Origin of the sequence: Prauserella isguenensis, from assembly GCF_014191605.1 — a bacterium.
Lineage (GTDB): Bacteria > Actinomycetota > Actinomycetes > Mycobacteriales > Pseudonocardiaceae > Prauserella > Prauserella isguenensis.
This window is the reverse complement of record NZ_JACHWU010000005.1, coordinates 217,478-233,737: the sequence shown is the minus strand read 5'-3', so window position 1 is coordinate 233,737 and position 16,260 is coordinate 217,478. Positions and strand designations below refer to the sequence as shown.

Here is a 16,260-nt window from a genome sequence, read left to right as displayed (position 1 = left end):
CGCCCGGTCCCATTCCGAACCCGGAAGCTAAGCCTGCCAGCGCCGATGGTACTGCACTCGACAGGGTGTGGGAGAGTAGGACACCGCCGAACTTAACATGAAAAGAAGAGGTCAGGGCGGGTACGCCGGCTCGAGACCCCCACATCCCGGGGGACTCGCCGACACCCGCCCTGACCCCTTTTTCACGGTCCACACCACCACCAGGGCTCGCACACCCACCGCCACCCCAACAGGGCTTGTGCTTTTTGCACCGTGACAGCCTTTTCGTACTTCGACTGTATTCGTGGGTCGAGACTGTTCGTGGGTCGAGGCGGTGCGTGCTATCCGTGGTCCACGGATCACGGAATTCCGTACGGGTTCCACGACGGCGGAGAAGACGGTGGAGTGACGAAACGGCGCGCGTGACTCGCATAAAAGATGGGCTGCGTGACTCGACGAGTCACGCAGCCCATCTTGGCGTTGAGGTGCGGGTGTCAGTTCTCGCCGCGGAGCGGGCGTTCGGCGAGCGTTCCCGTTTCGTCGCCGGCGCGCAGGTGGACGAACGCCGTGAAGCCCGCGTCCTCCAGGCGCTTCAACTGTGCGGCGAACTTGCCGCTGCGGCCGACCGGCGCGACGGACCGGCCGCCGGCGCGCAACTCCCGTGCCGAGGCCAGCACGGTCGGGGTCGGCACCTCGGAGTCGTACAGCACGGCGAGGCGTTCCTGCGCCGGCGGCTCCGACAGCAGGTCGACGATCCGCTCGAAACCGATCGAGAAACCGCACGCGGGGACGTCGGTGCCCAGTGAACGGCCGATGAGGTTGTCGTAGCGGCCACCACCGGCGACCGAGCCTGCGGCGTCCGGTGCGGTCACCTCGAAGATGTGGCCCGTGTAGTAGCCCATCCCGCGCACGAGCGTCGGGTCGAACTCCCACGAGACCGAGTTCTGAACACCGATGTCCGACAGGCACGTCGCGGTGGTGGCCAGGTCGTCGAGCACGGCGTCCGGCAGGCTCGGCAGCACGTCGGAGAGCGTCGCGGACAGCTTGTCGCCTGCGACCTCACCGAGCGCCTCGATGCGGTCGCGGGCGGCCGACACGACGTCCGAACCGAAACCGCGCTTCTCCAGTTCGGCGGCGACGCCGTCCCAGCCGATCTTGTCCAGCTTGTCGAGCGTGATGAAGAAGCCGTCCTGCTCCTCGGCCGGAACACCGGCCTCGGTGGCCAGCGCGGACAGAAAGCGGCGGTCGGAGATCCGCACCGTCGTGCCGGTGAGTCCGACACGGTTGAGCGCCTGCGTCGTCGCCTCGATCAGTTCGGCCTCGGCGAGCGTGCCCGGCTCACCGACCATGTCGATGTCGCACTGGTAGAACTGGCGGTACCGGCCCTTCTGCGGCCGCTCGGCGCGCCACACCGGTCCGAACTGGAACGAACGGAACGGGGTCGGCAGTTCGCCCCGGTGCTGGCCGTAGAAGCGGGCCAGCGGGACCGTCAGGTCGTAGCGCAACCCCATGTCGACCAGCTCGGCCAGGTCGGTGCCGGCCTCGATGCGCTCGGGCAGGCCGCGGCGCAGCACCTGGAAGATCATCTTCTCGTTCTCGCCACCCTGGCCGCCGGACAGGCGCTCGATGCGTTCCAGCGCGGGTGTCTCGATGCGCTGGTAGCCGTAGCGCCCGTAAACCTCGGTGATCGTCGACAGCACATGGTCGCGCACCGCCACCGCAGCAGGAAGCAGGTCACGGGTTCCCCTTGCGGGGCTGTTGTCGATCTTCACCAGGAGAGTCCTTGAACACGTGTACGGGCAGGGATACCCGCCGAGTCTATCGAGCGCGTCGTGGACCGGTGAGCAGGGCGAGGCAGGCACCCACGACACAGACGGCCGCGGTGATCGCGAAGATCTCCGTGTACTGGGTGAGCATCGCGTCCTGCAGCTTCGCCGCGTACTCGGCCGCGGCCCGATCGAACGCCGCGTCGTTCGGGTAGAGCATCGGCAGCGGCGTCTGCAGCTCCGCGGTCAGGGTGTGGAACCGGTGCAGGCCCCACGCCGACAGCGCGGAGATGCCCACGAGCATGCCCGTCATCCGCGCCACGACCACCGCCGCCGACGCCATGCCGTGCTGGTCCGACGGCACGACGCGCAGCACCACCGCCGACAACGGCGCGATGACCAGGCCCAGTCCGATGCCGACGAGGACCAGGTCCGTGTCCAACCTCGGCAGTGCCAACGGGCCGAGTTCGTGCGGGCTCGACAGCACGTCGGCGGGCCACTGCGACATGAGCAGGAATCCGCAGGCGGCGATGAGCAGGCCCGCGGCCGCCACCCAGCGTTCCGCGATGCGGTTCGCGAGTAGACCGCCGATCACGGCACCCACCGGCAGTGCGATGAGGAACCGCAACAACAGCAGCACCGCGCCGTGATCGCGTTCGCCGAGCAGTGTCTGGGCGAACAGCTCGACGTCGACCAGCGTGACCATGAGTGCCGCACCCGCGGCCAGGCTCGCACCGAGGGCGGCGAAGAACGGCCGGAGCTGCACGTTCGCGGTGTCGAGCAGCCGGGTGCGGGCTGTGACCTCCCAGCCGACGAACGCCAGCAACGCCGCCGCAGCGGCGATCAACATCGCCGGGCCCCAGCTCGGCAGGACCTGTTCCTGCGGTTCCGGGTTGTACAGCGCGACGACGAGCAGTCCGAGCGTGACGGCCAGCAGGCCCGCGCCCATTACGTCGGCCTTCTGCCGCTGCGCCGGACGTCCGCCCCGGATCGACAGGTGCACCACGACCATCGCCAGCAGCGCCAACGGCACGTTCACCCAGAACACGGCCCGCCACCCCGCGAGACCGGCCAGCGCGATGCCGTACACCGGGCCGAGGACGCTGCCCAGTTCCTGTGCGCCGCCGACCGCGCCGAGCACGGCCGCGCGCCGGTGCTGCGACCACAGATCGGCCGCCAGTGCCAGCGTGACCGGCAGCAGTGCACCACCCGCGACGCCCAGCACCACGCGGCCCGCCACCAGCAGTGGCACCGACTCGGCCGCGGCCGTCAGCACGGAGCCGCCGATGAACACCGTCAGGCACGTCTGCAACAGCGCCTTCCGGCCGAACCGATCCGACGCCTGTCCGAGCAGCGGCATCGCGGCGACGTAGCCGAGCAGGTAGCCCGTGACGATCGGCGTGACCCGCTCGATGCGGTTGAGCGGGACCTGCAGGTCCTCGACGATCTGCCGCAGCAGCCCGAGGACGACGTAGGTGTCCAGAGCGCCGAGCAGTACCGCGAGTCCGCCCGCGCTGATCGCCAGACCGCGCGAACGGGCGGCCGTGTCGACCGCGGCGTCGCCTCTGCCGCCGCCTCTGTCGTTGCCGCCTCTGCCGTGGTCGGTGGTGGCTCGGGCGCCGGTGGCGTCGGGGGAGGTCACCGGGGAGGCTCGACCGTGACGGGCTTGTTCACGTCGGACAGGGTGATGTCGACGGATGCGTCACCCGAGAACGTCGCCGTGGCCTTGACGGGCAGGCGTGACTCGTCGTCGCGGATCCAGAACGCCACGTCCGCCGCCGACGGCACACCGGGCAGCACCTCGGACAGCACGTCCCGCGGGAGTGTGCCCTCGACCTTGAAGGCTTCGCCGCCCGCGACCTCCTCCTTGGCCGTCGTCTCGGGGTTCTCGAGGCTGGAGACGAGCTTGGCGACGCCCCGGTCCTTGTCGAGCACCGCCGACGGGTCGTAGATGCTCGACACCATCGAGGCGGGCAGCTGCTGGTAGCCGCCCGTGGGGCCCTTGAGGTGCAGCGCGTCGCCGGTGAGGACGAAGTCGATCTCCACCAGCTGGCCTGCCTGCGTGATGGTGCCGCTGCCCTCGGCTTCGCCGTCGGCGGTCAGGTCGCCGTCGAGCGACTGGATCATCAGGCCCTGCACGTTGCCGTTGACCTGGATGGCGAAGTGGGTGCTGTCGATGTCGGCCGTGGCGTTCGCGGCGTCGTCGACGAGCGTCGCCGCTTCCGGGAGGGATTCGTCGGAGCCGGAGGAACACCCGCTGGCGGTGACGGCCGCGGCGACCAGCACCCCGGCGAGCAGTCGACGTGTGCGCATGCCCGAAAGGTACTGGGCGCGGAGCGCCACGTTCTGAGCGGTGGTGGGGAAGCGGCCCGGCCGGTACCGGGACGCGCCCGTCACTCGGTGGTGGCCCTTGGGCGCCGGCGACCGGGCTGAGTGGATGTCACTCCATGAGGTTGGCGGCCGACGTGGCGCCGAGCTCCCAACAGGCGGCGAGGTCGTCCTTGTCGGGCTCGCCCATGACGGTCACGGCCGCCGTCGCCTGCTGCCAGCCGAGGCCGGCCGTCACGGTCGCGACGGCCTTCTGCGCACCTTCGACGCCCTCGTTGCCGTGCACGTAGTAGCCGAACGGCAGGCTGCGCGTGGCGTCGAGGCACGGGTAGTAGACGGTGTCGAAGAAGTGCTTCAGCGCGCCCGACATGTACCCGAGGTTCGCGGGAGTGCCGAGCACGATCCCGTCGGCACCGAGCACATCGGAGGCGGTCGCGGACAGCGCGGGCCTGCGCACGACGTCGACGCCCTCGATCTCGGGGTCGGTCGCCCCGGAGACGACCGATTCGAACATCGCCTGCAGGCTCGGCGACGGCGTGTGGTGAACGATCAACAGCGTGGCCACGACGTATCAGGGTGCCTCGGTGGGAGCGGACTCGGCAAGCACGCGGTCGAGCGCGCCGCGCAGCGTGGTGAGGCGTTCCGCGGCACGGGAGCGCGCGGCGGCGAGGTCGTCGCCGGGCGGTTCGGTCACTTCCAGGTAGGCCTTGAGCTTCGGTTCGGTGCCGGACGGCCGCAGCAGCACCCGGACGCCGTCGCCGCGCAGTCGCAGCACGTCGGCGTCCGGTAGCAGGTCCTCGGCCGTGACGGTCACGCCTGCGAGGTCGGAGGGCGGGTCGGTGCGCAGCCGGGTCATCAGCTCGGCCCGCGCGGTGAGGTCGGCGATGCGCAACGACACCTGGTCGGTCGCGTGGATGCCGTGGCGTGTGGCGAGGTCGTCGAGCACGTCGAGCACCGTGCGCCCGCCTGCCTTCAGCGTCGCGACCAGATCGCAGGCGACGACCGCCGCGGAGATGCCGTCCTTGTCGCGCACGACCTCCGGCGCGACGCACAGTCCGAGCGCCTCCTCGTAGGCGAACACCAGCCCGTCACCGGCGCGGGCGAGCCACTTGAAGCCGGTCAGCGTCTCGGTGTACCGGGCGCCGTGGGCACGCGCGATGTCGCCCAGCAGCGAGGACGACACGATCGTCGTCGCCGCCAGTGGAGCGCCGGAGTCGGTGACCGTGCCGTCGGACTCGACGATCAGCTCCCCGGCCCCGGAAGCCGGAGCGCTGCCGTCCACGCCGGACAGCACGTACTCGCCGAGGAGCGCGCCGGTGTCGTCCCCGCGGAGCATCCGCCACTCGCCGTCGGGCCCGGGAACGCCGAGGGCGCACCGGTCGGCGTCCGGGTCGAGTGCGATCGCCACGTCGGCCTCCACGTCCGCGGCCAGCGCCAGCAGCCGGTCCGTGGCACCGGGCTCCTCCGGGTTGGGGAAGGTGACGGTCGGGAAGTCGGGGTCGGGCGCGCGCTGCGAGTCGACCAGGTGGACGTCGGCGAAACCGGCTCCGTGCAGCGCGGCCTCGAGGACTTCGGCGCCCACGCCGTGCAGCGCCGTCGCCGCGATCCGCACGTCGTGTGCCCGGCCGCGCGGCAGCCTCGTCGTCGCGGCGAGGTAGGAGTCGAGCACGTCGACGGTCGTCGCGCCGCCCGCCCGCGGCACCTGTCGTGCGGGAGGCGCCGCCTCGATCGCCGCTTCGATCCGCTGGTCCGCAGGCGGCACGATCTGCGCGCCCGTGTGGTCGTAGAGCTTGTAGCCGTTGTCGGCGGGCGGGTTGTGCGACGCCGTGATCTGGATGCCCGCCGCCGCGCCGAGATGCCCGACCGCGAACGCCAGCAGTGGCGTCGGCAGGGGCGAGGGCAGCACCGAGACAGCGAATCCCGCCGCCGTCAGCACCTCGGCGGCCGCCGTCGCGAACCGGTCCGACCCGTGCCGGGCGTCGCGGCCGATCACCACCGGCCGGCCCGCGTGGCCGGAGTCGCCCAGCCACCGCGCCACTCCCGCGGTCGTGCGGACCACGACGGCCGTGTTCATGCCGTTCGGACCCGCCCGCACCGGGCCGCGCAGGCCCGCGGTGCCGAACTCGAGCGGGCCCGCCATGCGGTCGGTCAACTCGGCGATCGCCTCGGCGTCACCCGCCATGGCGCGCGCGAGCACGGCCTGCAACTCCTCCTGCGTCGAGGAATCCGGGTCGTCGACGATCCACCGGTACGCGGCGTCGCGCACGTCGGGCGTCAATCGGGCGGCGGGTTCTGCGGACTCGGGCACGGGCCCATGTTGTCAGGCCGTGACGGGGGTCGATAGCTTTGCCCTCGCCTGAGCCGAGTGGGGGTGGCCTGCAGTGTTGTCCGATTCCGCGCTCGTCGGCCCGTCCGCGCGGGAGGAACTGGCGCGTATGGCGCCGGTGTTCCGGGAGCAGGCCGGGACGGTCGCCGAACGCATCATCGAGCAGATCCAGTACACGATCCCCGAGTACCAGCGGCCGTTGGAGGGTGTGTTCGGCCAGGCCGTTCGCGACGGCGTCGAGCAGGGCGTCGTCGACTTCCTCGACCGCTTGCTCGGCAATTCGCCCGTCGACGACAGGACCGACGCGGTGTTCCGCAGACTCGGCGGTTTCGAGGTCGCCGAAGGTCGCGGCCTCGAGGTACTGCACTCGGCGTTCCGTCTCGCCGTGCGGGTCGGCTGGAAACGCCTCTCCGAGATCGGGCTCGCGGCCGGGCTGCGGACGGAGACCATGTGCGAGCTGGCCGCGGCGCTGTTCGCCTACGTGGACGAGCTGTCCGACCTGTCCCACGAGGGCTACACCGCGGCGCAGCGGCGCGTGGCAGGTGCCCTCGAACGCAGGCGCAAACGGTTGCTCGAGCTGCTCGTCGCGGACACCCCCGCGCCGCGCGACATGCTCGAGGATTTGGCGGCCGCCGCCGCGTGGCCGCTGCCGCAGCGCCTCGCGGTCGCCGTCGTCGACCCGCCCGGTGACGATCCGGCCGCCTATCCCGACCTGCCCGGTGACGTGCTCGTGGACCTCGAAGGTGACGTTCCGTGCGTCGTGCTGCCGTGGCGGGAGGCGGGCGGCGGGGAGGGCGGCCTTCCTGACGCCGATCTCCGCGGCAGGAACGCCGTCGTCGGACCGCCCGTGCCGGTCGAGGTGGCCGCACACTCGCTCCGGTGGGCGCGCCACCTCTCCGAGCTGCGGGTGGCAGGCGTCGTCGCACCCACTCCACCCGGAGACGGCACACCTGAGGACGGCGCCGGTGACCCCGACGACGTGCTGCGCGCCGACGATCATCTGCTCACCCTTTGGCTCCTCAGTGACCAGCCGTTGGCGCGGTTGCTCAGCGAGAAGGCCGTCGAGCCGCTCTCCGGGTTCAACGTGCGCCAGCGCGAGCGGCTCGCCGAAACGCTGCTGGCCTGGATCCAGCGTCGCGGCAGTGCACCGGACATCGCCGCGCAGCTCAACATCCACCCGCAGACGGTCCGGTATCGCATGCATCAGCTCGAGGAACGCTACGGTGATCGGCTCCACGATCCCGAGGGGCGGGTGTGGCTCGCGGCGGGACTGTTGGCGCGGAACCTGCTCCGTAAGCAGGACGCGCCACACCCGTGACGGGCCGCGCGCCTGCCCGACGGCCCGTGCGCGAGGGTGGCGTGCAGCACACTCCCGTCCCGGTGTCGCGGTGGTCGGTCACCGACGTGGATCAGCGAAAGCGGACATCGCCCGCACCGGGGTGAGCAACGCGCGAGCCCGTTTTGTCAGCGCGGTGACAACCGTCGTCGTGCGCCGGTCGGGCTACTCGAACGGGTTATTGTCGCGGCCCACCCTCGCGGGGGAGATTGACGTGCAGCTCGAGCTGGTTCGGCTCGCGAACCGCCCCGGTGCGGCGTGCGACGGCGTTGTCGCCGCCTCTGCCACCGGGGTGCCGAGGTCCGCGAGGACATCATTTCCAGGAAAGGACCCTCGATGATTCGCAGGGAAGTCACGGACGTGCCGATCGTCACCGGCACCGTCACGTCGAAGTAGCCCTCGCTCGGCGTACCTCGCCCGGCCGTGGGCGTCAGGCCCCGGCGGCGAGGTCTCGCAGCAGTGAACCCATCCGCTCGGCCGCGGCCCGGCCGGCTTCGATGACCTCGTCGTGGCTGAGCGGGTCGCCCGTGATCCCTGCAGCCAGGTTCGTCACCAGCGACAGCCCGAACACCTCCAGTCCCGCCGCCCGCGCTGCGATCGCCTCGAGCACGGTCGACATGCCGACCAGGTCGGCGCCGAGGGTTCGCAACATCCGGATCTCCGCGGGCGTCTCGAAGTGCGGCCCCGGCATCGCCGCGTACACGCCTTCGGCCAGCGACGGGTCGATCGACGACGCCAGTGCGCGCAGCCTGCTCGAGTACAGATCGGTCAGGTCGACGAAGCTCGCGCCCACGATCGGTGAGGTGCCCGTCATGTTCAGGTGATCGGAGATCATCACCGGCTGGCCGACCTCGAATCCCTGCCGCAGTCCGCCCGCGGCGTTGGTCAGCAGCACGGTCTTCACGCCCGCCGCCGCGGCGGTGCGGATGCCGTGCACGACGTTCCCCACGCCGCGGCCCTCGTACAGGTGCGTGCGGCCGAGCAGCACCAGCGCGCGGTTGTCGCCCAGCGACACCGACCGTGCGGTGCTGCCGTGGCCGACGGCGCCGGGCTTGGCGAACCCGGGCAGATCGCCCAGCTCGACCTCCGCGTCGGGGGTGCCGATGACGTCGGCGGCGGGACGCCAGCCTGAGCCCAGCACGATCGCGATGTCGTGCCGATCGGTGCCGGTGCGCTCGGCAAGGGCGGCCGCGGCCTCGTGGGCCGTCTCCTGGGCCTGGTCCATGGGGGAGTTCGAATCCGTCACGAATGCGCAGGTTACTGCAGGCCCGCAGGCGTCCGTGGCGGGAACACCGCAGTCGGCCCGCCCCCGGGCGCCGGGCGGGCGCGTCAGTCGGTCTGGCGGAACGTCGGGACGATCCGGTCGAACAGGTGCTGCCTGCCGAGTCGTTCCTGGTCCACCGGGACGGTCACGGCCACCACCCACAGGCCGGTGCTGGTGGGAAACACGTCGGCGGTGGTGCTGCGGTTGATCGCGCGTCCGCTGTCGCCGGAGGCCTCGTCCCGGCCGCCGCGTTCGGCGGTGCGGTACGTGATGCGCAGACCCTGGCCCTCGTGGATCTTCTCCTGCTGCACGAGCGTGAAGTCCGACCGTGTCCACGACTCGCGCAACCGGTTCACGTACCGTTCCGCGCCGAGGTCCTCGCCTGCGAACCGTTCCACGCCGAGGGCCCGCGCGCCGTCCGCAGAGACGAACTGGATGTGTGTGCTGGTGGGCAGCGTGTCGGCGGGGCGCTGGGTGACGAACCGCTTCCAATCGGCGGGCACGCGGACCGTGAACAGCCCGCCCTTGGCGCCGCGCATGTTCGTCGCGTCGCCGTGGCGCAACTCCAACGGCCGGGGATCGGTGGCCCCGGCCGCGTCGGCCGTACGCTCCGGGGTCGCTCCCTCCGCGGGAGGGGCGAGGGACTGGCCGGAGACGGTGCGCACCAGCAGGAAACCGCCTGCGACGGCCAGCAGGAACACCACGATCACCGCGGCCGAGATCAGCACGAGCCGTCTGCGCGAGGACGGCTCCGGCTCGGCGGCGTGACCACCCGGACCCTTCGCCGGCGTGAACGGCAGCGGTCCCGGGTCGGCGGCCAGTTCTCCCGAGCCCTGACCGGCACCGCCCTGCCCGGCGTCGCCCGCGCCGGCACCGCCCGCCTCGGCCGCCGCCCCGGTCGCGGGGTCGTGAGCGGGAGGCAGTTTCGGGATGATCTGCGTGGCACCCGGATCGTGTCCGCCGCCCGCGCCCGTGTCGTCGAACAGCGACGCGGGGAAGACCTCCTGCCCGTGCGGGGGCAGAAGCGGTCGCAGCCTGCGTCGCACCTCCGCGAGGGGCAGTCGCGCGCTCGGTTCCTTCGCCATCAGCCCCTGGATGACGCCGGCGAGCGGGCCGGGTGAGGGCACCGGCGGAGTGCCGCGCACGACCTCGGTGACGGTGGCCAGCGGGTCGCCGCCCTCGTCGTAGGGCGGGTGGCCCTCGGTCGCGGCGAACAGCGTCGCCCCGAGTCCCCACAGGTCGGCCGCGTAGGTGACGGCCCCGCCCGAGGCCACCTCCGGCGCGATGAACGCCGGCGAGCCGAGCATCATGCCGGTGTGCGTCATCGTCACTTCGGAGACGTTGCGGGCGATGCCGAAGTCGGTCAGCTTGATCCGCCCGTCGTCGGCGATGAGCACGTTGCCGGGCTTGACGTCGCGGTGCGTGATACCGGCCGCGTGGGCGGCCTCCAGAGCCGCGGCCACCGCCTCGGCGACCGTCACCGCCTGGGCCGTCGTCAGCCGTTCGCGGTCGCTGTCGAGGATCGAGGCCAGGCTCCGCGAGGGCAGCAGCTCCATGACGACGTACGGATCGTGGCCCTCGCGGACGACGTCGTGCAGTACGACCACGTTCGGGTGCGAGAGCACCGCGATGGCGCGTGCCTCGCGGAGGGTGCGTTCCCGCAGCTCGGCGAGCTGTTCGGAGGGCACGCCCGGCGGAACGTGCACCTCCTTCAGCGCGACCTGCCGCTGCAGGAAGTCGTCGTGGGCCACCCAGACGGTGCCCATCGAGCCGGCACCGAGCACGGAGTCGAGTCGGTAGCGGCCTGCGACGACGCGCGGCTGGTCTGCGGTCACGCACCCATTCTGTCGGCCGAGGGCTCCGGTGGGCGGCTGGGTACCCACCCGTTCGTGGGCCGGGTCGCGATCAGCCTCACACTTGACGAATCGCCACGGGACCTACCATCACTCGGTATGACGGAAGTGGCAGGAACGCCAGGTGCGGGCGACCCGGAATCCCGGCGGACCGGTTCTACGGAGCCCGCGGCGCAGGCGGCTCCGACGCTGTCGCTCGCGGCCGAGTTCGACACCCCCGACCACGCGACCTGGCAGCGGCTCGTCGCGGGCGTGCTCGGCAAGACCGGCGCGCTGCCCGAGGGGTTCGACGGCGCGCCCGAGAGCCTGCTGACCACCACGACCTACGACGGTATCGAGATCCAGCCGCTGTACACGGCCGGTGACGAGTCCCCCGAGGCCGGCTTCCCGGGGCTGCCGCCGTTCGTGCGCGGCCGTTGCCCTGACGGCAACGTGGCCGCGGGCTGGGACGTCCGGTCCCGCCACGGCCACGGCGACGTGCGCGCGGTCAACCGTGAGGTGCTCGCCGATCTGGAAAGCGGCGTCACGTCGGTGTGGCTGCGTGCGGGACGCGGGGGTGTGCCCGTCGACTCGCTGGCCGACGCGCTGCACGAGGTGCGGCTCGACCTGGCGCCGGTGACGCTCGACGCGGGGGAGGACTACGCGGCGGCGGCCGACGCGCTGTTGGCCGTCCACGCCGAGCACGGCGTGCCCGACGGTGAGGTCGGCGGCTCCCTCGGCGCCGACCCGATCGCAGTGCACGCGCGCACCGGCGCCGCCCGCGACCTCGCGCCCGCCGCCGAGCTCGCCACCCGCGTCGCGGCGCGGTACCCCCTGCTGCGCACCGTCGTCGCCGACGGGCTGCCGTTCCACGAGGCCGGCGGGTCCGACGCCCAGGAGCTCGGCGCGACGATCGCCGCGGGCGTCGCCTACCTGCGCGCGCTGGTCGACGCGGGCCTCGACGTCGAGGCCGCCGCCTGCCAGCTGGAGTTCCGCCTCGCGGCGACCGTCGACCAGTTCCTGACGATCGCGAAACTGCGGGCCGCCCGCAGGCTGTGGGCGCGCGTCGCCGAGGTGTCGGGCGTGACCGGGTCGGGGGCAGCCATGCGCCAGCACGCGGTCACCTCGCCCGCGATGATCACCCGGCGTGACCCGTGGGTGAACATGTTGCGCACGACGATCGCCGGCTTCGCCGCGGGCGCGGGCGGGGCCGACGCCGTCACGGTGCTGCCGTTCGACGAGGCCCTCGGCAGGCCGGAGGAGCAGTCGCTGCGCCTGGCCCGGAACACGCAGTCGATCCTGCTCGACGAGACCAAGCTGGCGGGCGTCGCCGACCCGGCCGGCGGGTCCTGGTACGTCGAGAAGCTCACCGACGAACTCGCCCACGCCGCGTGGCGCGAGTTCACGGCGATCGAGAAGGCGGGCGGCGTGGTCGCCGAGCTGACGTCCGGGGCGCTGGCGGAGCGACTGGCCGAGACCTGGAACGAACGGGCAGACCGCATCGCGACCCGCCACGACCCGATCACCGGCGTCAGCGAGTTCCCGCTCGCCGACGAACGACTCCTCGAGCGGCGGCCGTCCGAATCGGACGGTCTCGTCGGTGGGCTGCCGCGTGTGCGGTACGCGCAGGACTTCGAGGTGCTGCGCGACCGGGCGGACGCCCACGTCGCCGCCACCGGGGCTCGTCCGAAGGTCTTCCTCGCCACGCTCGACACCCTGGCCCGGCACACCGCACGCGCGACGTTCACCGCGAACTTCCTGCAGGCGGGCGGTATCGAACCCGTCAACCCCGGCGAGACCGACGGCCTCGCCGACCTCGTCGCACGATTCCGCGAGAGCCAGGCGACGGTGGCCTGCCTGTGCGGCCCGGACTCGGCCTACGCCGAGCAGGCGGCCGACGTCGTCGCGGCGCTGCGCGAGGCCGGCGCCACCGAGGTGTGGCTCGCAGGCAAGGCGCCGGACGGCGTGACCCTCGACGGAACCGTCCACGCCGGATGCGACGCGCTCGCCGCCCTGACCCGCATCCTCGACACGCTCGGAGTCGGCGGGCAGCGGTCCGCCGAACAGGGATCCGACAAGCAGGGAGCCGCCCGATGAGCATCCCCGACTTCTCCGACGTCGACCTCGGCAGGCCCGCGGCCGGTGACCGCGAGCGCTGGGCCGAGGCGCTGCAGTCGGCCACCGGCAAGGGCTCGGACGCGCTCGAATGGGAAACACCCGAGGGCATCGGCGTCAAACCGCTCTACACGGCCGACGACCTGTCCGATGTGGACTTTCTGAACACGTATCCCGGTGCGGCGCCGTTCCTGCGGGGCCCGTACCCGACCATGTACGTCAACCAGCCGTGGACCGTCCGGCAGTACGCCGGCTTCTCCACCGCCGCCGAGTCCAACGCTTTCTACCGCCGCAACCTCGCGGCCGGCCAAAAAGGACTGTCGGTGGCGTTCGATCTCGCCACCCACCGCGGCTACGACTCCGACCACCCGCGCGTGGCCGGTGACGTCGGTATGGCGGGCGTCGCGATCGACTCGATCTACGACATGCGCCAGCTGTTCGACGGCATCCCGCTGGACAAGATGTCGGTGTCGATGACCATGAACGGCGCCGTGCTGCCGGTGATGGCGCTCTACATCGTCGCCGCGGAGGAACAGGGCGTCGCGCCGGAGAAACTGGCGGGGACCATCCAGAACGACATCCTCAAAGAGTTCATGGTCCGCAACACCTACATCTACCCGCCGCAGCCGTCGATGCGGATCATCTCCGACATCTTCGCCTACACCTCGCAGCGGATGCCGCGGTTCAACTCGATCTCGATCTCCGGTTATCACATGCAGGAGGCCGGAGCGACCGCCGACCTCGAGCTGGCGTACACGCTGGCCGACGGCGTCGAATACCTGCGCGCGGGCGAGGGCGCGGGCCTGGACATCGACGCGTTCGCGCCGCGGCTGTCGTTCTTCTGGGCCATCGGCATGAACTTCTTCATGGAGGTCGCCAAGCTCCGTGCGGCACGTCTGCTGTGGGCCAAGCTCGTCAAGCGGTTCGGCGCGCAGAACCCGAAGTCGCTGTCGCTGCGCACGCACTCGCAGACCTCGGGCTGGTCGCTGACCGCACAGGACGTCTACAACAACGTCGTGCGCACGTGCGTCGAGGCGATGGCCGCCACGCAGGGGCACACGCAGTCGCTGCACACCAACGCGCTCGACGAGGCGCTCGCCCTGCCGACGGACTTCTCCGCGCGCATCGCCCGCAACACGCAGCTGGTGCTGCAGCAGGAGTCGGGAACCACCCGCGTCATCGATCCGTGGGGCGGCAGCGCGTTCGTCGAGAAGCTCACCTACGACCTCGCCCGCCGCGCGTGGGCGCACATCGAGGAGGTCGAGGCCGCGGGCGGCATGGCCAAGGCCATCGACGCCGGCATCCCGAAGCTGCGCATCGAGGAGGCCGCCGCGCGCACGCAGGCGCGCATCGACTCCGGCCGCCAGCCCGTCATCGGCGTCAACAAGTACCGTCCCGAGGCCGACGAGCAGATCGACGTGCTCAAGGTCGACAACGCCGAGGTCCGCGCGCAGCAGCTGGAGAAGTTGGAGCGGCTGCGGGCGGAGCGGGACGCGGGCGCGGTCGAGGACGCGCTGCGGCGGCTCACCGCGGCGGCCGCGGACACCCCCGCTGATGCGGGCACCTCCGCCGATGGTGACGCTGCCGGCGGGGGGAACCTGCTCGAACTGGCCGTCGACGCGGCCCGCGCCAAGGCCACCGTCGGCGAGATCTCCGAGGCGCTGGAGAAGGCGTGGGGGCGCCACTCCGGGCAGATTCGTACGATCTCGGGTGTGTACCGGGACGAGGTCGGCAAGACCGAGGGCGGCGGCGGAATCGACGCCGCACGGCAGCGGGTCGAGGAGTTCGCCGAGCAGGAGGGGCGCCGCCCGCGCCTCCTCGTCGCCAAGATGGGTCAGGACGGGCACGACCGCGGCCAGAAGGTGATCGCCTCGGCGTTCGCGGACGTCGGGTTCGACGTCGACGTCGGACCGTTGTTCTCCACGCCCGCCGAGGTGGCGGCCCAGGCAGTCGAGGCGGACGTGCACGTCGTGGGCGTCTCGTCGCTCGCCGCGGGGCACCTGTCGCTCGTGCCCGCGCTGCGGTCGGAGCTGGCCGCGCTCGACCGGGAGGACATCCTCGTCGTGTGCGGTGGGGTGATCCCCCCGCAGGACTACGACGAACTCCGCGCCGCGGGTGCCGCCGCGATCTTCGGCCCCGGCACGGTCATCGCCGACGCCGCGGTCGACCTGCTCGACCAGCTGGAGCAGGACGGATAGTGCCGCGCCGCAACGCCGTCGACGTCGCGACGTACGCGAAGGGGGTACGCGCCGGTGACCGCGGCATGCTGTCGCGGGCGATCACCCTCGTCGAATCGGCCAAGCCCGAGCACCGGCGGAAGGCGCAGGAGCTGCTCGTCGAACTGTTGCCGCATGCAGGCGGCGCACGGCGGATCGGCATCACCGGCGTCCCGGGGGTCGGCAAGTCGACGTTCATCGACCAGCTGGGCACGCACCTGACCGAGGCGGGACACCGCATCGGCGTGCTCGCCGTCGACCCGTCGTCGACGAGGACCGGCGGATCGATCCTCGGTGACAAGACCCGCATGGCCCGGCTCGCCGTCGACCCGTCGGCGTTCATCCGCCCCTCGCCGACGTCCGGCACGCTCGGCGGCGTCGCCCGCGCCACCCGCGAGACGATCGTGCTGATGGAGGCGGCGGGGTTCGACGTCGTGCTCGTCGAGACGGTCGGCGTCGGCCAGTCCGAGGTCACCGTCGCGGGCATGGTCGACTGCTTCCTGCTGCTCACCCTCGCGCGCACCGGCGACCAGCTGCAGGGCATCAAGAAGGGCGTGCTCGAACTCGCCGACGTCATCGCCGTGAACAAGGCCGACGGCGAGCACGCCCGCGACGCGCGACGCGCCGCCCGTGAACTCTCCGGCGCACTGCGCATGCTCTACGGCCCCGAGGCGACGTGGAGCCCGCCCGTGCTGACCTGCAGCGGTATGACCGGCGACGGTCTCGCCGAGGTGTGGGACAAGATCGGCGAACATCGCGCCGCACTCGAATCAACCGGTGAACTCGAGGACAAACGCACCCGTCAGCGCATCGAATGGACGTGGGCGATGGTGCGTGACCAGCTGCTCGACCGCCTCGGCGAGGATCCGGCCGTGCAGGAGGCGGCCGATGAGGCCGAGCGCGGCGTCCGCGAGGGCACGCTCACCGCGACGCTCGCCGCCGAACGGATCCTTGCCGCGTTCGGGTACGGCTTCGGCGACACCCCGCGCGGTGACTGACCACCGCACGGATTCGTGGGCACACTGGCAGTGATGTGTGCCTGTCGAGTGTTCCCTCGAACCCCGTCCGCAGCTCCGTCGTCGCGGGTGCGTTGTGCCG

At 71.8% G+C, this 16,260-nt stretch carries 11 protein-coding genes and 1 rRNA gene; 5 read left to right on the top strand and 7 right to left on the bottom strand.

Going from position 1 to position 16,260, the window contains the following annotated elements; genetic code table 11:
- Positions 1-92, top strand: a 5S ribosomal RNA gene (gene rrf / locus FHS23_RS19520); the annotation flags it as partial.
- Between the two features lie 381 nt (positions 93-473).
- Here rrf and hisS read toward each other — a convergent pair.
- The 5 genes from hisS to FHS23_RS19495 all read right to left on the bottom strand — a co-directional run bounded on the left by hisS (position 474) and on the right by FHS23_RS19495 (position 6,351).
- Positions 474-1,751, bottom strand: a complete 1,278-nt coding sequence (hisS, locus tag FHS23_RS19515; RefSeq protein ID WP_183658006.1) for a histidine--tRNA ligase — start codon at positions 1,749-1,751, stop codon at positions 474-476.
- A gap of 46 nt (positions 1,752-1,797) precedes the next feature.
- A complete protein-coding gene (locus tag FHS23_RS19510; protein ID WP_425501154.1) occupies positions 1,798-3,387 on the bottom strand; it encodes an MFS transporter in 1,590 nt (529 codons plus the stop codon).
- Positions 3,384-4,058, bottom strand: coding sequence for an LppX_LprAFG lipoprotein (locus FHS23_RS19505; protein ID WP_183658003.1), 675 nt, complete (start codon positions 4,056-4,058; stop codon positions 3,384-3,386). Before FHS23_RS19505 ends, FHS23_RS19510 begins: the two co-directional genes overlap by 4 nt.
- A gap of 127 nt (positions 4,059-4,185) precedes the next feature.
- Complete coding sequence (locus FHS23_RS19500) at positions 4,186-4,638, bottom strand: NAD(P)H-dependent oxidoreductase (RefSeq protein WP_183657989.1); 453 nt, start codon at positions 4,636-4,638, stop codon at positions 4,186-4,188.
- Positions 4,639-4,644: 6 nt separating this feature from the next.
- Positions 4,645-6,351 (bottom strand): phospho-sugar mutase, encoded by a 1,707-nt coding sequence (locus tag FHS23_RS19495; RefSeq protein WP_183658110.1) that lies wholly within the window; start codon positions 6,349-6,351, stop codon positions 4,645-4,647.
- A 103-nt stretch (positions 6,352-6,454) separates the two neighbouring features.
- On the opposite strand from FHS23_RS19495, the gene FHS23_RS19490 reads away from it, so the two are divergent.
- Positions 6,455-7,717, top strand: a complete 1,263-nt coding sequence (locus FHS23_RS19490; protein ID WP_183657987.1) for a PucR-like N-terminal domain-containing protein — start codon at positions 6,455-6,457, stop codon at positions 7,715-7,717.
- Between the two features lie 448 nt (positions 7,718-8,165).
- On the opposite strand, the gene FHS23_RS19485 is transcribed toward FHS23_RS19490, so the two are convergent.
- Positions 8,166-8,960, bottom strand: coding sequence for a purine-nucleoside phosphorylase (locus FHS23_RS19485; RefSeq protein WP_183658107.1), 795 nt, complete (start codon positions 8,958-8,960; stop codon positions 8,166-8,168).
- Positions 8,961-9,064: 104 nt separating this feature from the next.
- Positions 9,065-10,765 carry a protein kinase domain-containing protein gene (locus tag FHS23_RS19480; RefSeq protein ID WP_183658104.1) on the bottom strand — a complete coding sequence of 567 codons (1,701 nt, stop codon included), beginning with the start codon at positions 10,763-10,765 and terminating at the stop codon, positions 9,065-9,067.
- A 186-nt stretch (positions 10,766-10,951) separates the two neighbouring features.
- Here FHS23_RS19480 and FHS23_RS19475 point away from each other — a divergent pair, with 186 nt between their 5' ends.
- The 3 genes from FHS23_RS19475 to meaB are packed head-to-tail and all read left to right on the top strand — an operon-like array spanning position 10,952 to position 16,160.
- On the top strand, positions 10,952-12,928 hold the full coding sequence (locus tag FHS23_RS19475; protein ID WP_183657984.1) for a methylmalonyl-CoA mutase family protein: 1,977 nt from the start codon (positions 10,952-10,954) through the stop codon (positions 12,926-12,928).
- A complete protein-coding gene (gene scpA / locus FHS23_RS19470) occupies positions 12,925-15,144 on the top strand; it encodes a methylmalonyl-CoA mutase (protein WP_183657982.1) in 2,220 nt (739 codons plus the stop codon). Before FHS23_RS19475 ends, scpA begins: the two co-directional genes overlap by 4 nt.
- Positions 15,144-16,160: a methylmalonyl Co-A mutase-associated GTPase MeaB gene (meaB, locus tag FHS23_RS19465; RefSeq protein WP_183657980.1), complete on the top strand. Its 1,017-nt coding sequence runs from the start codon at positions 15,144-15,146 to the stop codon at positions 16,158-16,160. Before scpA ends, meaB begins: the two co-directional genes overlap by 1 nt.
- The last annotated feature ends 100 nt before the right edge of the window (positions 16,161-16,260 follow it).